This window comes from Bacteroides sp. LFL-34, from assembly GCF_027257075.1.
In the GTDB taxonomy this organism is placed as follows: Bacteria; Bacteroidota; Bacteroidia; order Bacteroidales; family Bacteroidaceae; genus Bacteroides; species Bacteroides ovatus.
This window is the reverse complement of record NZ_JAPQKZ010000039.1, coordinates 20,557-38,973: the sequence shown is the minus strand read 5'-3', so window position 1 is coordinate 38,973 and position 18,417 is coordinate 20,557. Positions and strand designations below refer to the sequence as shown.

Below are 18,417 nucleotides of genomic sequence, written 5' to 3'. Positions count from 1 at the left end.
AGAAAACTTAGAATAAATGAAACGTATTGTTTTTTTAGATTACATCCGTGTGTTTGCATGCTTTCTCGTCATCCTTGTTCATGCCAGTGAAAACTTCTACTGTGCTCCCGGAGCCACTGATATGGCAGGTCTGCAGTCTTTTTTGGCAAATGAAGCAGACCGGCTATGGGTATCAGTATACGATGGTTTTTCACGTATGGCAGTACCCCTGTTCATGATAGTCTCTGCCTTCCTGCTTGCACCGATGAAGGAAGAACAGTCTATGTGGCAATTCTATCGCCAGCGCTGTCTTCGCATCCTTCCACCGTTTTTCATATTCATGCTACTGTACAGCACTCTACCTATGTTGTGGGGACAGATAGACGGAGAAACATCTATGAAGGACTTGTCGCGGATATTCTTGAATTTCCCGACGCTAGCCGGACACTTGTGGTTTATGTATCCTCTGATAAGCCTTTATTTGTTTATCCCAATTATATCCCCATGGTTGAGAAAAGCCACGGCTAAAGAAGAGCGTTTCTTTATAGGACTGTTTGTGTTGTCAACCTGTATGCCTTATCTCAATCGTTGGTGCGGTGAAGTGTGGGGACAATGTTTCTGGAATGAATACCACATGTTGTGGTACTTCTCCGGTTACCTGGGCTATCTTGTTCTGGCGCATTACATTCGTGTACATCTTACCTGGAACCGTTCCAAACGTTTCACTGTAGGAATCATTTTAATGGTGATCGGTGCTGTATGGACTATTTATTCATTCTATGTGCAGGCTATACCCGGCGAACTCCATTCCACACCTGTAATAGAAATAGGATGGGCTTTCTGTACCATCAACTGTGTGCTTCTCACAACGGGTACATTCCTTATGTTTACATGTATCAAACGTCCGCAAGCTCCCAAGTTGGTGACGGAAACATCGAAACTTAGCTATGGTATGTATCTTATGCACATATTCTGGCTCGGACTGTGGGTGACTGTGTTCAAAGATACATTGGCGCTTCCCACTGTTACCGCTATACCATGTATCGCAGTGGTTACGTTTATCTGTTGTTTTGTAACAACTAAGATCATTTCGTTTATACCGGGCAGTAAATGGATAGTAGGATAAATATCCGGAAACAAAGTAGCATATACTACTGACTTCAAGCAGATGATCCTAGGCTATAAACAGTAAGATTTTGAATAGAAAATCAGGAATAACTTGGTTATCTATTCAAAATCTTACTGTTTATAGCTTATTTTCCTCTTAATATCCTCTTTCTCTTTTCACCTCTTTCACTCCTTTGTAAACACTTCTTTACCAGTTTTTTACGGGTGAACCCTCCCTCTGTTTGGAGCTTTATGCCGCTTTCATCGGTTTCACCAAATATACATTCCCATATTTGGTATGTTTGCGGGTGACACCTGCCGCAAGCAAAACTTGCGCGAACGTAGCCGGATTACTTCCACGCATGGCAGCGGGGTTATACATTTTCAGTCTTCTGAATATGTCCGAAGCCGAGAGCCGTTCGCTTCCCTCTTCATCATCTTTAGCTATCCGGAAGCAGGCATGAAAGACTTCCTCTGCCGGACACGGATGATAAAAAGCGGCGTTGTGGCGTTGCAGTTCCCGTTCCTCTTCTTTTGTGAACCAGTAGCGGATGCCGGAGAGCAGTTCAGCTTTCAGTTGGGCATAGATCTGATCGTGCATGATACCTTCGCAGTCGATCAAATGTTCTGCTTCAATGCAGATGAATCGCCGGCTACCGGTGGGATCGGTGAGCAAGTCAAAACGGTTGCTTGTACCGATGAAAGAAGCGATGCGCGGCAAGTTGCGGAAATTCTTTTGATAAGCTTTGCAGATATTCAGGTTTGCCATTTGCATCAGATTCTTCAATAATGGCATTTGCTGCGTTCCGTATTTGTCAAATTCATCCATGTTCAGAAGTCCCATTTCGGCAAGTAACCTTTCGGGTTTTCCTTGTGCAGACAGTTTCAGGTTGTCCATGTAATAACGTGACAGTGCCGGCGGCATCAGTGCCTTGCAAAATGTGGATTTTTGTCGTCCCTGCTCGCTGCTGACAAGTATGGGGGCTACACTGTTGGCATGTATTCCCGTCATGCCCATCCATTGGGCGGTGAGTCCCAGCATCCAGGTATGGAAACTTTTTATCCAGAGCTGATGGTCAGAGACACGCCGTGCCAAAGCCTCCAGTCTGTCTGTCCCATCCCAGCCGGGCAGTTCTTCCATGTAAAGCCGGAAAGGATGGTATTCGGGAATACAAGTGGAATAAATGTAACGGCTCAAGTCTTTATCCCAGCAGGATATGCCCTGGTCGTGTGCTTCCATGCAGAAAGTGTTCAGTTCCCTCTTACTTACAGGTTCGAAAGGAACGGCACGCTTGTTGGCAGGACGATATTCCGTTTCTTCCGTCAATAGGTTGTAACGAAAGTCATACTGTTTTTGCAGGAATGTACGTACCTCTTGGGTTAATCGGACCGGTTGTTTTCGTTCTGTCTCTTTCTCCCTTCCAGTAGGCGGTGCTGTGTCCGGCAGGGGAACGGTATATTTATCTTCATGACATTTTAGCGTTTTCTGTGGCTCTTTGTCTGTTTTCTCAACTGCATCTTCTTTGTTTTCCTTCATTTGAAACAATTTTAGTTCCTTCAATACCTGTCTCCATATCAATGTTATTGCATTCATTGTTTTTTCTATTTTTAAGTGATTAAAATCGGTTTATTGTTCAGCACTGATACTGCGAATGTACTATAGGATGATACCGGTTTGCAAGTGTTTCTCCGGAAAAAATATAAATTTCTACTTGACTGAAGAAGGCGGCTTCTTATCGTCCTTTTCTCTATTTTTTATCGTATCTTTGACGAAGAGTTATTGTTGATTCACTTTCGTGGTTTAATCAAATGACAAAAGTGATCTACTTGGATAACAACTGTGATTTAAATGAACCACGGTAGTGGTTTGATGATAAACTTAAAGTTTTTACATGAAATATATTCACTATCAAAACGTTAACTACTAATGGCTATACTTTACGATTGGTATGAGAATCCCGGTGAGTCCGATGATTCGGAAGAGAAAGGTTTGCATCCCCGCATTTTTTTGAATGGTAAGGTGGGAACGGATAAACTGTGCCGGATGATTCACGGACGCAGTTCGCTTTCTGTAGGTGATGTAAAAAATGCGTTCGAGATGCTTGCCCAAATTTGTGGTGAAGAACTACGTGAAGGACGCGAGGTACATATCGAGGGGCTAGGCTATTTTGCCCCTATTTTGAGGAGCACGCAAAAGGTGACCCGCAGTACTAAAAACAAATGGTCGAAGATGGAACTGAAAACAATCGGTTTCCGTCCGGATGCCCGCCTGCGGGGTGAATTAGTAGGTGTCAAAGCCAGCCGGAGTAAGTATGCGCGCCATTCGGAATCTTTGTCGGAGGTGGAGATAGATATGCGGCTGAAGGAATATTTCGCCGATCATGACGTAATGCTTCGTTATGATTTTCAGGAGGTATGCTGCATGACACGGACTACGGCGAACCGTCACCTCCGGCGATTACTGGAAGAAGGCAAATTGAAAAATATCGGCAAACGTATGCAGCCGATTTATGTGGCTGCAGCGGGTTATTACGGGGTGTCTCGTGATGTGCTTCGGCGGTAAATGGAAACGATTTGAATTGTGTAGGTGAAACCTTTGAAAGTAGGATAGAAGGGCTTTGCATGGTCGCTTTCACCCGCTTTCCTGCTCTGGATGGAGGTTTCAGGAAGAAGGTGAAAGCGGTGAAGGATGTAGTCTTATAGATGATTTACTTTCATTGTTTGATTGAATAGTAAGGCTTTTTTAGTTATCTGTTAAATTGATAATATATCTGCTTAGAGGGGATTATTTAATAGCATCGAACTTCAGTGTCCCGTTTACGTCGATAATTTTCAAAGTACGGTTACCCTTTATTCCCATATCAATGAAATTGACCTTGTATAAACCATTTCCCAATGTAGTTACTGATGTTACTTTAGATATGTCGCTTGGTCCGTCTTGCATACCTGTTCGGAAGTTCCATATCGCATATCCTTCGCCGTCATACTCGTAGTTATCTTTCAGCTGCTTTTGCAATTTGGCTGTACAATGCTTTTTTACTGCCGGAACATAATTTTTTGCTCCAAAAACGTAGTTTGCGTAGAAATCTTTGATGAACTGAATGGTTTTGGTATTGTCCACTTTAGGTGATTGTAGAATAATGGCAGTTCCATTGGCGAGAACAACCTCATTGTCGAGACAACAAGCTTGAATTTGTATGGGTTGTAGGGCAAATCCTAGATGAATGATATATAAAAATAAAATCTTTTTCATATTCGTATATTATGTATTTTGAAAGCCTTATTTAGATTTAGCGACCTATTGCAAAGATAGCGTTAATTGCGAAAAATGAACGAAGTATGTGAGAAAAAGATAATAATATCATATCAAAAGATGAAATGAATTGTTCAAAGCCATTTTGATAAGAGAGGGGGATGAATGTTATAATTAGGGATGAATAGGGGGTATTTCGTTTATCTATACATTGCAGGGCAGCCGGATAGTAGCCTCATTGATTGTACTATTCTATTAAATGATATAGATTTAATGTGTATCTTTGTAGGAAATGCAAAATAAAATATGGAATCAAAATAAATAAAATTAGATAATTATGAAAAACATTTTCCTTCCTAAAGTAACGATGTGTATAATTGCACTGTTTACTTTAATTTTACCAGCTTCTGCACAAAATACAAATGCGACAGATGAGTACAAAGAAACGTTGAAGAAAATCATGGATTTTTCTGGTACTTCGACTACTACGGATGACTTTCTCCAGAGATTATCATCTATAATGAAATTGAATGCGCCGAAAAAGGATGAGGCTTATTGGAATGAGTTCTCTAAAAACTGGAAAGAGAAAGTAGAGAATAAGGTGTTTGAAATGTATATGCCTGTTTATGAGAAGCATTTAACATTGGAAGAATTAAAAGCTGTTGCTGCATTTTATGAATCTCCCGTAGGTAAAAAATATAAAGAGGCTTCATTGATTGTTATGCGTGAGACAACGCCGTTGTTAGTGCAGCAACTCCATACAGAGATGTCCAAAGAGGTAATGCCGGAGAAAAGTGAACGAGTAAAAAGAGGTGAACAGCGGTTGAAAGAATATGAGCAAAAGCAGAAGCGTGATAAAGAATTATATGCACAAGCCTATATGCTTCCAAGCGATAGTATAGTTATAGTTCCTGAAGAAGTGTATGAGAAAGCGTATGAAAATGGGATGTCTACAAGTCCTTCTTTATATTCGATTGAAAGGAGAAAGAATGATACTAAAGTGACATTCATACAACCTATTTATTGGGATTGGCAATGGTTGTATTATAGTCCGGGATTTAAGATTATCGATAAGAAAAGTGGCGATGAGTATAATGTGCGGGGATATGATGGTGGAGCTCCGATAGGGAGGCTGTTGGCTGTCAAAGGATTTAATCATAAATATATTTATATCAGTCTTTTATTCCCGAAACTGAAGAAGAGTGTGAAAGAAATAGATATTCTTGAGTTGCCACACAAAAAAGATAAAGAACAGTTGCCTTCTAATGATGATGGAAAGTCTAAATCATATTTTAATATAAAGGTGAAAGATTATCAGACCATTTCCGATAAGAAAAATAAGAAGATCTATTATTAGTTTAAATGATTATCAGAATTTGAAATGATAATAGCAGGTATTGAACATGAGTGTTTACTGTTTTTGATATAAATTTATTCTATATGAGAAATCGAATTATGATTTTATGCACTTTTTGTGCTATTGCTATATTTTCTTCTGCCCAAGAGAAATTCTCTATCCAAGGTATTGCTAATGAGGAATTGAATAATCAGTTGTTGTATTTGTGTCTGATGGATGATGGAGAAAAAGCCAAAGAAGTCGTTCTCGACAGTGCAAAAGTGAAAAAGGGAAAGTTCTCTTTTTCTGGTGTACGTCAGACACCGAATATTGCACTTATTAAGGATAGGGATGGAGAAACTTATCCGTTGATTCTCGAAAAAGGAAAGATTGTGATCAATCTTACCACGAGGACCGTAGGAGGTACGCCGCTGAATGATACTTTGGATGTGGCTTGGAAAGGAATGCAGTCGGTGATAAATAATAACAAACAAATAGTGAAAAGTAATATTTCACTTGTCATGAGCCAAAAATCCGGAGAGAGTTTTAGAGAAGCACTGAAACGGGATACTGCATTTGCTGCAATATGGCGGAGAAATGTGGAGATAGATTTGGCACAGAGGGATTCGATTCGCGCTTTTGTAGAAGAACACCAAAACAGTTTGGTGGGAGTATTTCTGTTATCTTTAAAAGAAGTGTCTATATATCACAGTCTATTGGAAGATATGATGAGCGAGGCTTCTTCTGTGTTTGCGCAGCATGTATTGGTGAAAGATAAATTAGAAAAAATGAGGCAAATGGCCCGGCGTTTTGAGGCCGAGCGTGAAAAGAAAATGACTCCGGAGGAGCGTGAAGAACAAAAGAAACGGCAGGCAATGGACGCTAAGATAAAGATTGGCGAACGTTTTCCGAACGCTAAGGTGAAAGACAATGCTGGAGAGATAAAACAGTTGTCCGACTATGTAGGTAAGGGGAAGTATGTGTTAATAGACTTTTGGGCTTCATGGTGCGGTCCGTGCCGGAATGAAATGCCCAATGTGAAAGCTGCTTATGAGAAATATGCTTCTAAGGGATTTGAGGTGATTAGTATCTCTATAGATAAGAAACAGAAAGCTTGGAGGACTGCTATTGAAGAACTCGGAATGAACTGGACACAAGTATTGAATGTGGATGCTGCTGATGTATATGGTATTTATGCAATACCCAAAACTTTTCTTGTAGATCCGGAGGGCATTGTTGTTGCAAAAGATTTAAGAAGTAAGAAGCTGGAAAAGACATTGTTTAATCTGTTGGAATGATTGTTGTATTATAGTATCGTGATTTGCTAATCTGGATGAATTTGTTCGTATTGGTGGACAATTCATACCTGCCGTGACAGTTATATCGGATTTCTTACAGCAAGTATGAATAGCTATGGCTTAAATCAGAAGCCCGTCCAATAGCTCTAAATAAAGTCCAATAGCTTCTTCTATTTCTTTTAACATGATATATTCTTCTGCCGTGTGTGAGCGTGACGAACGGCCCGGACCTATTTTCACTGATGGAAAGGACATTAGTGCCTGGTCGGACAATGTTGGAGAACCAAAAGGAACGCGTCCTAGCTTCACAGCTTTTTGAACAAACGGATGTTTCTCGTCGATTCGTGAAGAATTGAGACGGAATGAACGAGCTTGGGCTTCACAGGAAATATGCTTTTTGATTTCAGCAAACAATTCTTCATTTGAGTAAAGCTCGTTACTCCGGACATCGACGATGAAAGTACATTTATCGGGAATCACATTGTGTTGTGTACCGGCATTGATAACAGTGACACTCATCTTCACGGGACCCAACAAGGGTGATTCTTTCTCAAAACGATAGTCACGGAACCAAGCTATGTCGTCTAACACCTTGTAAATTGCATTGTCTCCTTCGTTACGTGCTGCGTGGCCTGCTTTACCTGTTGCGGTCACATCTAGTACCATTAATCCCTTCTCGGCAATGGCAGGTTGCATTTCTGTAGGTTCTCCTACGATAGCGAATGAGACTGGAGGAAGTCCCGGCAATACACTTTCAATTCCGTTTTTTCCTGAGACTTCTTCTTCACAAGAGGCTAGATAAATCAGATTGTATTTTTGCGAAGTACGACATAGTTGCAGGAACACCTGTAATAACGAAACAACGCTGGCACCGGCATCGTTACTTCCTAATCCATATAACTTACCGTTTTCTTCACGTGGAGTGAACGGATCTTTCCGCCAACCGTTAACCGGTTTCACTGTGTCTATGTGGGAGTTAAGTAAAATAGTCGGCTTCTTCAGATCAAACATCGGACTAAAGCACCACACATTATTTCCTTTACGTCCCGTCTGCATACCTGCCATTTCAATATAGTTTTGCAGGAAATCCGCAGCCTGGGTTTCTTCCCGACTGATTGAAGGAATACTAATCAGTGATTTAAGCAGGCTTACAGCCTCTGTTGTCATATACGGAATATCATATTTCATAGTGCAAATCTTTTATCTATACCTTAATCTTTGCACAAAGATAGTCGTTTTGCACAGTTGTTTCAAATAAAAATAATGAATTAATTCTTATCTATTGATTATTAGTTGCTTAGGTCCGGAAAACTATTGAAATCTTTCTTTTTTTGATTCTTTTCTTATGAAAAAGGTTGTTGATAAATTATTTAATAATTAACTTTGTTGAAGGGTTTTATATTTTACTTGTTAATCTTAATGGATATACATGATGATTATCACACGAATGGAAGATAAAGTTCTTCGTTTTAAAAAGTTTTTTGATCTGAATTTCCCCAAAGTAAAAACTTTCGCATGGCAATTGTTAAAATCAGAAGAAGATGCAGAAGATATAGCTCAAGATATATTTGTTAAGCTATGGGAGAAACCGGATTTATGGTTAGAACGTGAAAAATTGGATAGTTATTTATATACAGTTGTACGAAACCATATCTATAATTTTTTGAAGCATAAGGCTGTTGAATATGACTACTTGGATGTTGCAGCAGAAAAAATGCGAATGGCGGAACTGGGATTGCCTACGCCGGATGATGAATTTTGTGCTCATGAACTTGAGCTTTTTGTTCAGATGGCTCTTGAACGCATGCCGGAACAGCGCAGGCGTGTTTTTTTAATGAGCAGAGAGGAAGGGATGACTTCACCGGAAATTGCTGAGAAGTTGAATGTTTCGGTTCGTACAGTTGAGCAACATATCTATAAAGCCCTTCAAGATCTAAAAAAAATCATTTTATTTTTATTTTTTTTCTATTTAGACTAAGTATGTATGTCTGGCAAGTTGTCTCTTATATGTAACACTTGATTTGGTATAGATGAAAAGTAAATTGGAAAAACAGCTACGCTCTTTTATTGACTTTGATTATTCAAAGCGGACAATCGACAGATTTCATCGTTGGATGATTAGTCCTGATTCTGCAGAAGAGAAAGAAATGGCGCTTCATAATTTATGGTTTAAGACGAAAGGAAAGTTTGGACACGGTATGGAGCATTCGTTTCAGCAGGTATTGGATAAAATCGGCATTGAATATACTCCAATGGTTACAAATGTAAATCGTTGGAAGTTGTGGAAATCTGTTGCGGCAGCTGCTGTTATCGTCATTCTGTCTGTGACAACTACTTTGTGGGTAAGTTATAATCATTTTGACAGGGACAATATCGCAATGGTGGAACATTATGTGAATAATGGGGCCAGAGAGACAATCAGTCTTCCGGACGGAACTACCGTATGTCTGAATTCTGGTTCATATGTATTTTATCCTGAAAATCTGGAGGGCAAGACCCGAACGGTTTATCTGATGGGAGAAGCCGAATTTAAAGTGGCAAAAAATCCGGAGAAACCTTTCATTGTGCGATCATCAAATATGGCAATAACTGCCTTGGGAACAGAGTTTAATGTGAAAGCTTATCCGGAAGAAGATATAATAACCACTTCTTTGATCGAAGGGAAAGTACGAGTGGACTGTAATGATACGATTAGTTATGTTTTAACTCCCGGATATCAGGTTGTGTATAATAAATGTACAGCTGACTGCCAAGTGCTGACTGCCAACATGAAAGATGTAACGGCATGGCAACGAGGGGAAATTGTATTTAATAAAGCCACAATTGCTGAAATTATACAGACATTGGAGCGTCATTTTGGAATTATGTTTTATGTTTCTACGAAGAAACGTAATCAGGATCGCTACAACTTTGTGTTTAAAGAAAATGCAGGGCTGGAAGAAGTTTTGGAAGTGATGCAAGTGGTTGTCGGCCAATTTGATTATCGTTTGAAAGACAATGCCTGCCATATAATTTGGTAATGAATATTTTTCTTATTATTTAACGCTCAATTTACTCCGCCTATGTAGAAAAATATCCGGAGAAGGCCCCACCTACTCCGGATATGAAATAAGTTTAGTATTAAAATGGTGTAAAAAATAGTTTACTACCTTTGTTTGACTTGAGAAAATATTATGATTTTAACACTAAAACGCTGCTAAGATATGAATTTATATCTGAAAAACATTAGAAAAAGTATATTAATAATTTGTCTGCTATTAGTAGGGTCAGCGATTTATGCTCAGAATAGTAGTAAAATAACAATAAAAAGAAAAAATATTTCACTACAGGAAGCATTGGCTGAAGTCAGGAAGTTAACCCACATGTCTATTTCTTATAATGATTCTCAACTTCCTGTGAATAGAATATCTTTAGATATTGAAAAACAACCTTTGGAGCAAGCTTTGAAAGTAATTCTTAAAGGAACAGGTTTTACATATTTGATAAAAGATAATTATATAATGATTGTGCCGGAACAAAATATCAAAAAGGCTAAAAGCAGAAATATATCCGGCAATGTTGTAGATGCGAAAGGAGAACCGTTAATCGGAGTTACAGTGATTGAAAAAGGAACAACTAACGGTGCGGTGACCGATTTGGATGGCAATTATAAAATAACAACTAAGACTGCAACGCCTGTTCTTGTTTTTTCATACGTAGGTTATCAGACAAAAGAGACTCATGCTACAGAAAATATTGTCAATATTGTTTTGGAGGATGGAGCTCAGGAACTGGGGGAAGTGGTCGTTACGGCTTTAGGAATTAAGCGTTCAGAGAAAGCATTAAGTTATAATGTTCAGAAAGTGGGCAATGATGCTGTCACTACTGTGAAGAGTGCCAATTTCATGAATTCATTGTCCGGTAAGGTTGCAGGAGTGAATATCAATGCTTCCTCAGCTGGTATGGGCGGCGCTGCCCGTGTGGTGATGCGTGGTCCGAAGTCTATCAGCCAAAGTAATCAGGCTCTTTATGTTATTGATGGTATTCCTGTGACTGGTAGAAGCCAGGGAGAATTGAAGGGGGATGCAATGATGTATGCGAATCAGCCGGGGACAGAAAGTATTGCGGATGTCAATCCGGAAGATATCGAGTCTATTTCGGTGCTTAGCGGACCGGCTGCTGCCGCTCTTTACGGTTCGGCTGCTGCTCAGGGAGTGGTTATGATTACTACTAAGAAGGGGCAAGAAGGAAAAGTGTCCGTCACGATTTCTAATAGTTCACAGTTTGCCAATCCATTTGTAATGCCAAAGTTTCAGGACCAATATGTGAATCGTCCGGGGGAGATAAAAACTTGGGGAGATAAAGCTACTTCGGAATTCGGTACTTATGAACCGGCTGATTTCTTTAATACGGGTACTAATATTCAAAACAATATTTCACTGACAGCAGGTACTAGCAAGAATCAGACATATCTTTCTGTGGGTACGACGAATGCACAAGGGATTATTCCTAATAACTCATATGATCGGTATAATTTTACGTTTCGTAATACCACCTCATTCTTGAATGATAAGATGACTTGTGATTTTAACTTTAATTATATTCGTGAGAAAGATAAAAATCTGATGGCTCAAGGTCAGTGGTTTAACCCTTTGACTTCTCTTTATCTTTTCCCGAGGGGAGAAAGTTTTGATGCAATCCGTACATTTGAGGTATATGATCCTGTTCGTAAGATATATGTGCAAAATTGGAACTATGGAGATGCTCTTAAGATGCAGAATCCTTATTGGGTGGCAAACCGTATGAATCGCACTAATGACCGGAATCGTTATATGGTGAGTGCCAGCCTGAAATATGAAATATTAGACTGGCTGAATGTTACCGGGCGTTTGCGCTGGGATGATGCTGCCACTAAGCAGGAAGATAAACGGTATGCCTCTACATTAAAGTTGTTTGCACCTTCCGATTACGGTTTTTATGGCTATGATAAGATTAATGATCAGACATTGTATGGAGACTTGATGCTTAATATCAATAAGACATTAGGGGAGAATTTTAGCATTTCTTCTAATATGGGTGCTTCATTTTCCCGTTTGAAATATGATGTTACCGGTTTTCAGGGAGGTCTGAAAGCTCCTTCTAATGTGTTTACACCGAATGCTATAGATTATGGAAACGCAACCAATGACAATCGTCCTATTTTTGAGAGCTACAAACATTATATCAATTCAATGTTTATCAGTGCCGAGTTGGGGTATAGAAGTATGCTTTACTTGACTCTGACCGGTCGTAATGATTGGGACTCAGCTTTGCATGGAACCGCACAAACATCATTCTTCTATCCTTCTGTAGGGGTATCTGCGGTTATTTCGGAAATGGCGAAGATGCCACAAATGATTAATTATTTGAAAGTACGTGCTTCGTGGGCGTCTGTCGGTTCGGCTATTGAGCCTAATCTGTCATCGGCATGGAGGTATGAATATAATCCCGCTTTGGGAACTTATAAAACAGTAACTTACAAATTTCCGAAGAAATTTTATCCGGAACGTACGGATTCATGGGAGGCAGGTGTCACTGCACGCTTGTTTGGAAATGCTTTGTCTGTTGACTTGACTGTTTACCAATCCAATACACGCAAACAGACATTGTTGCGGGATGTTACGTCTGGAGCTGCAGGTTTTAATAAGGAATATATTCAAACAGGTAATATCAGGAATCGTGGATTGGAATTATCGGTGGGATATACTAAATCCTGGGCGGATTTTACATGGAGCTCTTCATTGGCTTACAGTATGAACCGTAACAAAATAGTAGAACTGTTGGAGAATCCTAACGAGGTGGTAAGGCAGGCAGGACTTAGTGGTTGCGGAGTAGTCCTGAAAAAAGGTGGCGGTATGGGCGATATTTATACATATACTGACTTTAAGCGTGATGCTGAGGGGAATATCGCTCTTGATTCCAACGGGAATGTGATGCAGACCAACTTGTCCAATCCACAATACCGGGGTTCGGTATTGCCTAAAGGCAATCTTGGTTTTTCAAATGATTTTTCATGGAAAGGTGTGAATCTGGGATTTGTCCTGACTGCGCGCCTGGGAGGTATATGTATGTCACAGACACAGGCTATTCTGGATGAGTATGGCGTTTCAGCGGTGAGTGCTGAAGCACGAAATAATGGTGGTATAGCAGTAAATACCGGAAAAATCTCAGCCGAAGGATATTATGCGGTAGTAGGTGGAGACAACCCTATATGGTCCGAATATATTTACAGTGCGACCAATGTACGTTTACAGGAAGCTCATATTAGCTATACTTTACCTAGAAAATGGTTGAAGAGTAAAGAACTGACCTTGGGAGTGACTGCCAATAATCTGTTTATGATATACAGGAAGGCTCCGTTTGATCCGGAATCAACTGCGTCAACAGGGACTTATTATCAAGGGTTTGATTATTTTATGCAACCAAGTTTGCGTACCCTGGGATTCAACATCAAATTGAAACTTTGATATTAACTTAAAAAAAAGAAAGATGATGAAGAAAATAAATATAGTGAGAAGTTGGTTGATCGGTTCATTTGTTCTATTCGGGATTACCTCTTGTACTGCGGGGTTTGAGGATGCTAACCGTCCGGGACATGAGACTTCGTTGGAAGAGCTTGGACGAGACGACTATGCGGTTTCCTCTTTTATCACAGAGTTGCAGAACTTTGCTTTTCCTGAACAGGAGAATACTTATCAAAATACGGAAGATCTTATTGGTAATTATTTGGGGCGTTACATGACTTATGTGAAGCCGGATTTTTCGGTGAAGAATTATACTTGTTTTAATGCATCGGACGATTGGAAAATCGTACCGTGGCGGGATGTGTTTGCCAAAGCGACGTCTTCATTTAATGCTGTGGCTGTCCTCACACAAGAAGAGGGCCCCATGTATGCATTGGCATTAATTTTACGTGCGCAGTTAATGTTGCGTTTTACTGATACATACGGTCCTCTTCCTATTGGGGTGGAAGAAGATGCCAATGCTTATTCTTCTCAAGAGAAAGTGTATAGCCATCTCATAGAGACTCTGGATAAAGCAATTTCCATCATAACTCCTTTGGTGGAGACGAATCCGGGATTGGTTTTGAAAGCGGATGCGGATAAGGTGTATGGAGGTAAAATGAATCAATGGTGTAAATTTGCAAACTCGTTGAAGTTGCGTATGGCCATCCGCATGCGATTTGTCAATCAGGATGAAGCTCAGCGAATTGCTGTGGAAGCGTATAAAGCGGGAGTTATTGAACAGAACGAGGACAATTGCGCTATAACATATATTCCCAATGGACAGTATAAGACTTCTGTCGACTGGGGAGACAGTCGTGCCTGTGCCGATTTGGAAAGTTATATGAATGGTTTTGGCGACCCGCGTATTTATCAGTATTTTAAAAATACGGAAGAATATGGTAGACGTTCGGTTGTGGGTTGCCGTGCAGGTGCCAACGTGACCAATAAGGACCTTGCTATGAAAAAATATTCTGCTGCCAATATTGAGGAAGACTCAAGGGGAATGTGGATGACGGCTGCCGAGATGACATTTTGCCGGGCTGAAGGTGCGATGTTAGGTTGGGATATGGGAGGAACTCCCGGTGCGCTTTATAATCAGGCGGTTCGTTTGTCGTTTGAACAATGGGGGGTGGCCGGCCAGGAATATTACTACTTGGAAAATTCGGAAAACACACAAGAGTATTATTATGATGCTGCGGATGGATATGGAGGCAATCATGCACCTGTCAGTACAATCACGGTGAAGTGGGATGATAATGATTCCCCCGAAAGAAAAATGGAAAGGCTGATTGTACAGAAATGGATTGCTTTGTTTCCTGATGGTCAGGAAGGATGGAATGAAATACGTCGTACCGGTTATCCTTGCGTATTTCCTGTGGCTCAGTCCACCAATGGATACGATCTGGATGTGCCGAATCGTATTCCGTTTGATCCGAGAGAGATGAATGGCAATAATCAGGAAAATTATCGGAAAGCTGTTGAAATGTTAGGCGGGAAAGATGATTATGCTGCAAGGATGTGGTGGCAAAATGGCGGTAACAAGTAAGAAATCTAAATGTAAAAAACTATAAAAATGAAACGATTATATAAATATTTCTTTGGAATTTTAGGAATATCATTTGCTTTGACGGCCTGTGATGATTGGTTGGATACGGAAATTAAAGATCCTGCGAATCTGACTATATCTAATAAGGATGAGGCTTATTATGCCCGTCTGCGTGAATATAAAAAGAGTGACCATCCGGTTGCGTTCGGATGGTATGGTAACTGGACGGGAACCGGTGCTTCTTATGAGAATTCCTTAAAAGGATTGCCGGATAGTGTAGATTTTGTGTCATTGTGGGGAAACTGGAAGAATCCGTCACCTGCTATGATGGAAGATTTACGTTATGTGCAAGAAAAAAAGGGAACGAAGGTATTGTTCTGTTTCTTGGTGCTTGATATTGGCGACCAGATTACACCGCCGATGCCACAGGAGGAAATAAACAATGGTACATCTATAGAAGACTGGAGACATAAGTTCTGGGGGTGGGACTATTCACTGGAGAATCGGTTGGTTGCAGTGGAGAAATATGCGAACGCCTTGTGTGATACGATCGAAAAGTATAATTATGATGGGTTCGATTTTGATGCTGAACCGAATGTACAGCATCCGTTTCCTACCGATAAGGAACTTTGGCAAAATAACGGTCAAGTAATCGCGAAGTTTGTGGAAACGATGTCGAAGAGAGTCGGTCCGAAGTCTGGTACGGGAAAAATGCTGGTTGTGGATGGTGAACCGGATGCACTGCCTGCTGAGCTGTTTCACCATTTTGATTATCTGATTCTGCAAACGTATACAACTTATTATAAGCAAGACAACAGTCGGCTGGATGCTCGCTTCGACAAACAGTATGCCCACTTCAAAGATGTGGCGACAGCTGGAGAGATTGCGAAAAAGATTATTATCTGTGAGAATTTTGAGGATCATGCCAAGACTGGTGGGGCGGCTTTTATACTTCCTGACGGCACGGAGATAAATTCACTTAGTGGTTTTGCTTATTGGAATCCGTCGGTTGGTGGCATACAATATCGCAAAGGCGGTGTAGGAACTTACCATATGGAATATGAGTATAAAGTGAATGCACAAGGGAGCGAAACTTATCCGGCGTTGCGTAAAGCCATACAAATTCAGAATCCAAGTATTAAGTAAATAAAAACGAATAAAAAATGAACAGATATTTATTAAAACAAAATATAATCGGACTATTATTCTTTACATGTCTGTTTGTCGGTTGTGATAATGCCGAATATTCGGTGTTACATAATCAGGCCTATATTTCACAAACTGGTACGAATCCGAATACTGCATTAAAAGTGTTTATTGATCAAGATTTGGTGACAGCCAATTTGAATGTGCGTCTTTCCGATCCGGCAGAGAAAGACTATAATTTTGAGTTTGTGGAAGATGCTGAATTATTGGCAAAGTATAATGAAGTTAATTATACATCCTATAAATTTCTTCCTGCCGAACAGTATAATTTTAAGGGGAAAGAGGCTGTGATAAAGCAGGGAGAGGTTCTTTCGGAATCGTCAGGGTTGGAAATTCTTCCCTTGACGCAGGAAATGAAAGATAGCGGAAATAAATACGCCATTGCTTTGACACTTCAGAGTAAAGATGGTACAACAGAGGTCTTGAAACCCGGAAGTACTATACTTTATTTGCTTGACCCGGCCATTGTGACTTCAGTCCCGGTTTTCAACTCTAGACATAATGTTGCTTTCAGTTTGATTGAAGATTTATCTTTAAGCGAATGGACTTTAGAGTTCTGTGTCAATATGAGCAAACTTGGGAAGAAGGTTGGGGAATTGAATAATCAGGCCCTTTTTGATGGTTCAAGCAGTTTGGGCGAATCGGACGGGCAGATTTATACTCGTTTTGGTGATGCCCCCATTGAAGGAAACCGTTTGCAGATAAAGACGCAAGGCTTACAGATGAACAGTGCAACGTTGTTTGAAGAGGATAAATGGTATCAGATAGCTTGGGTATGTACAAGCAGCAAGTTGTATCTGTATGTTGACGGAAAATTGGATAATTCGATAGATGTACCGGGTAAAGTGACGAATCTCAGTAAAACGAAATGTAAAATCGGAAATACCGAATATTTGAAAGCAGATGTTCAGATGAGTGAATTCCGCTTATGGAAGCGTGCTTTATCTCAGCGGGAAATAGCCAACAACTTGTATGCGACCGATCCTCACTCCAATGCCTTGTTTGCTTATTTTAAATTCAATGAAGGGAAAGGTGACAGGTTTACCGATGCTACAGGAAATGGAAATGAGGCATGGTGTATTGATCCTGTTGAATGGAGAGATAATGTTCGCCTCAATGCTAACAATTAAATAATGTATTATAATTGAAATATCATGAAATCAATAAAGAAGAATATTATAACTTCGATGGTATTGCTTTTGCCATTGTGGTTTGTTGCATGTGAAAGTGAACGGGAAGTGGGAAGCACTCTTTTTCCGGAAGAAAACAGTGGTGACATTGTCAAAGCATTTATTGACAACCGTTGTTTTTATCCCAAGAATTATATGGAATCTACAGTTGTGCAGACAGGAAACGGAGGAGATTTGATTGCGGGTTCCGAACAGGTGGATCTCCGGGTGCAACTGACCAATGCTGCTCCCCAGGATTTGGTTTTTTCGATGAAAGTGGAAAATTCGGTATCGGATGCTAGAGAGGATGATGTAACATGGTTGGGAGAAGACGCAATCTCCTTTCTGAATCAAACGGTTACCATCAAAAAGGGAGAACTTGAAAGTGAGGAGATGATATCCTTCACGCTTGATGAGGAATCTGGCTCACTTAAGGAACTTGCTGAGAGTGGAATGGTAGCTTTGTCTTTGGTAACTACTGATGCAGTTGAGATAAGTGAAAATTATAGTACATATTTATGGAAAGTGAATAAGGAAATCACGAATATAGATGTGAATGGCAGTTTGAAAGATAAAACAATGATTGATGTTACTTCTTATGATGTGATTGGAGGATATGGAGTTCCTACACAAGATTTAAGTGATGATAACATGAACACGTTCCTAATGAGTTATATTGGCTATCCAAATGCTAAAATACCATTTCATATGCATGAGCCTCAGGAAATTATAGGGCTTTCAATTACTCCTGCTGGTTATTGGGGAGCATGGAATTTGGATTATTCAAAAGTGGAATTATTAGGTGGGGATGAGCCGGATAATTTGACGCGCATAGGTATAGCGACATGTACAACAGGAATGCCTTCTGATCATACTCCTTGGGAAATAGCTTTTTATTCGCCCATAAAAGTGCGATATCTGACAGTGCATGTACTGGATAATTTCTCTAATGGTGGGTCTATAAATGCATTATGTGCTGAAATACGGTTGTATCGATAG

15 protein-coding genes are annotated in these 18,417 nt (G+C 40.1%); 12 read left to right on the top strand and 3 right to left on the bottom strand.

Going from position 1 to position 18,417, the window contains the following annotated elements; genetic code table 11:
• Nucleotides 1–16: 16 nt before the first annotated feature.
• Nucleotides 17–1,105, top strand: a complete 1,089-nt coding sequence (locus N5O98_RS20250) for an acyltransferase (protein WP_004309556.1) — start codon at nucleotides 17–19, stop codon at nucleotides 1,103–1,105.
• A gap of 231 nt (nucleotides 1,106–1,336) precedes the next feature.
• Here the strand turns inward: N5O98_RS20250 and N5O98_RS20245 are convergent, their stop codons facing one another.
• Complete coding sequence (locus tag N5O98_RS20245) at nucleotides 1,337–2,680, bottom strand: VapE domain-containing protein (protein WP_022199074.1); 1,344 nt, start codon at nucleotides 2,678–2,680, stop codon at nucleotides 1,337–1,339.
• 333 nt (nucleotides 2,681–3,013) lie between these two features.
• Between N5O98_RS20245 and N5O98_RS20240 the strand changes: the two genes are divergently transcribed.
• Together N5O98_RS20240 and N5O98_RS20235 are read left to right on the top strand one after the other, a co-directional pair.
• A complete protein-coding gene (locus N5O98_RS20240; protein ID WP_004309558.1) occupies nucleotides 3,014–3,649 on the top strand; it encodes an HU family DNA-binding protein in 636 nt (211 codons plus the stop codon).
• Nucleotides 3,650–3,660: 11 nt separating this feature from the next.
• A complete protein-coding gene (locus tag N5O98_RS20235) occupies nucleotides 3,661–3,789 on the top strand; it encodes a hypothetical protein (RefSeq protein ID WP_255344231.1) in 129 nt (42 codons plus the stop codon).
• Between the two features lie 82 nt (nucleotides 3,790–3,871).
• Here N5O98_RS20235 and N5O98_RS20230 read toward each other — a convergent pair whose 3' ends face one another.
• Nucleotides 3,872–4,339 carry a hypothetical protein gene (locus N5O98_RS20230; protein ID WP_008649392.1) on the bottom strand — a complete coding sequence of 156 codons (468 nt, stop codon included), beginning with the start codon at nucleotides 4,337–4,339 and terminating at the stop codon, nucleotides 3,872–3,874.
• Nucleotides 4,340–4,676: 337 nt separating this feature from the next.
• On the opposite strand from N5O98_RS20230, the gene N5O98_RS20225 reads away from it, so the two are divergent.
• Both N5O98_RS20225 and N5O98_RS20220 read left to right on the top strand, forming a co-directional pair.
• The gene (locus N5O98_RS20225; protein ID WP_015532198.1) at nucleotides 4,677–5,696 is read left to right on the top strand and encodes a DUF2059 domain-containing protein; all 1,020 of its coding nucleotides are present in this window, start codon (nucleotides 4,677–4,679) and stop codon (nucleotides 5,694–5,696) included.
• An 83-nt stretch (nucleotides 5,697–5,779) separates the two neighbouring features.
• A complete protein-coding gene (locus N5O98_RS20220; protein ID WP_008642836.1) occupies nucleotides 5,780–6,973 on the top strand; it encodes a TlpA disulfide reductase family protein in 1,194 nt (397 codons plus the stop codon).
• 120 nt (nucleotides 6,974–7,093) lie between these two features.
• On the opposite strand, the gene N5O98_RS20215 is transcribed toward N5O98_RS20220, so the two are convergent.
• Nucleotides 7,094–8,161, bottom strand: a complete 1,068-nt coding sequence (locus N5O98_RS20215) for a M20 family metallo-hydrolase (RefSeq protein WP_008642838.1) — start codon at nucleotides 8,159–8,161, stop codon at nucleotides 7,094–7,096.
• Nucleotides 8,162–8,405: 244 nt separating this feature from the next.
• On the opposite strand from N5O98_RS20215, the gene N5O98_RS20210 reads away from it, so the two are divergent.
• The 7 genes from N5O98_RS20210 (at nucleotide 8,406) to N5O98_RS20180 (ending at nucleotide 18,417) form a co-directional block, all read left to right on the top strand.
• A complete protein-coding gene (locus N5O98_RS20210; protein ID WP_008642840.1) occupies nucleotides 8,406–8,951 on the top strand; it encodes an RNA polymerase sigma-70 factor in 546 nt (181 codons plus the stop codon).
• 52 nt (nucleotides 8,952–9,003) lie between these two features.
• Complete coding sequence (locus N5O98_RS20205; protein WP_004309565.1) at nucleotides 9,004–9,993, top strand: FecR family protein; 990 nt, start codon at nucleotides 9,004–9,006, stop codon at nucleotides 9,991–9,993.
• Nucleotides 9,994–10,176: 183 nt separating this feature from the next.
• Nucleotides 10,177–13,458: a SusC/RagA family TonB-linked outer membrane protein gene (locus tag N5O98_RS20200; protein WP_004309566.1), complete on the top strand. Its 3,282-nt coding sequence runs from the start codon at nucleotides 10,177–10,179 to the stop codon at nucleotides 13,456–13,458.
• A gap of 25 nt (nucleotides 13,459–13,483) precedes the next feature.
• Nucleotides 13,484–15,043: a SusD/RagB family nutrient-binding outer membrane lipoprotein gene (locus tag N5O98_RS20195; protein ID WP_004313866.1), complete on the top strand. Its 1,560-nt coding sequence runs from the start codon at nucleotides 13,484–13,486 to the stop codon at nucleotides 15,041–15,043.
• A 27-nt stretch (nucleotides 15,044–15,070) separates the two neighbouring features.
• Nucleotides 15,071–16,189 (top strand): glycoside hydrolase family 18, encoded by a 1,119-nt coding sequence (locus N5O98_RS20190; protein WP_004309568.1) that lies wholly within the window; start codon nucleotides 15,071–15,073, stop codon nucleotides 16,187–16,189.
• A 17-nt stretch (nucleotides 16,190–16,206) separates the two neighbouring features.
• The gene (locus N5O98_RS20185) at nucleotides 16,207–17,379 is read left to right on the top strand and encodes a DUF1735 and LamG domain-containing protein (protein WP_004309569.1); all 1,173 of its coding nucleotides are present in this window, start codon (nucleotides 16,207–16,209) and stop codon (nucleotides 17,377–17,379) included.
• Between the two features lie 24 nt (nucleotides 17,380–17,403).
• A complete protein-coding gene (locus N5O98_RS20180) occupies nucleotides 17,404–18,417 on the top strand; it encodes a DUF1735 domain-containing protein (protein ID WP_004309570.1) in 1,014 nt (337 codons plus the stop codon).

What these genes read in the sequence shown, in the direction of transcription:
- N5O98_RS20210 (WP_008642840.1), top strand. Translation starts at nt 8,406, where the DNA reads ATGATTATCACACGAATGGAAGATAAAGTTCTTCGTTTTAAAAAGTTT.
- N5O98_RS20225 (WP_015532198.1), top strand. Translation starts at nt 4,677, where the DNA reads ATGAAAAACATTTTCCTTCCTAAAGTAACGATGTGTATAATTGCACTG.
- N5O98_RS20220 (WP_008642836.1), top strand. Translation starts at nt 5,780, where the DNA reads ATGAGAAATCGAATTATGATTTTATGCACTTTTTGTGCTATTGCTATA.
- N5O98_RS20190 (WP_004309568.1), top strand. Translation starts at nt 15,071, where the DNA reads ATGAAACGATTATATAAATATTTCTTTGGAATTTTAGGAATATCATTT.
- N5O98_RS20245 (WP_022199074.1), bottom strand. Translation starts at nt 2,680, where the DNA reads ATGAATGCAATAACATTGATATGGAGACAGGTATTGAAGGAACTAAAA.
- N5O98_RS20180 (WP_004309570.1), top strand. Translation starts at nt 17,404, where the DNA reads ATGAAATCAATAAAGAAGAATATTATAACTTCGATGGTATTGCTTTTG.
- N5O98_RS20250 (WP_004309556.1), top strand. Translation starts at nt 17, where the DNA reads ATGAAACGTATTGTTTTTTTAGATTACATCCGTGTGTTTGCATGCTTT.
- N5O98_RS20230 (WP_008649392.1), bottom strand. Translation starts at nt 4,339, where the DNA reads ATGAAAAAGATTTTATTTTTATATATCATTCATCTAGGATTTGCCCTA.
- N5O98_RS20195 (WP_004313866.1), top strand. Translation starts at nt 13,484, where the DNA reads ATGAAGAAAATAAATATAGTGAGAAGTTGGTTGATCGGTTCATTTGTT.
- N5O98_RS20200 (WP_004309566.1), top strand. Translation starts at nt 10,177, where the DNA reads ATGAATTTATATCTGAAAAACATTAGAAAAAGTATATTAATAATTTGT.
- N5O98_RS20240 (WP_004309558.1), top strand. Translation starts at nt 3,014, where the DNA reads ATGGCTATACTTTACGATTGGTATGAGAATCCCGGTGAGTCCGATGAT.
- N5O98_RS20205 (WP_004309565.1), top strand. Translation starts at nt 9,004, where the DNA reads ATGAAAAGTAAATTGGAAAAACAGCTACGCTCTTTTATTGACTTTGAT.
- N5O98_RS20215 (WP_008642838.1), bottom strand. Translation starts at nt 8,161, where the DNA reads ATGAAATATGATATTCCGTATATGACAACAGAGGCTGTAAGCCTGCTT.
- N5O98_RS20185 (WP_004309569.1), top strand. Translation starts at nt 16,207, where the DNA reads ATGAACAGATATTTATTAAAACAAAATATAATCGGACTATTATTCTTT.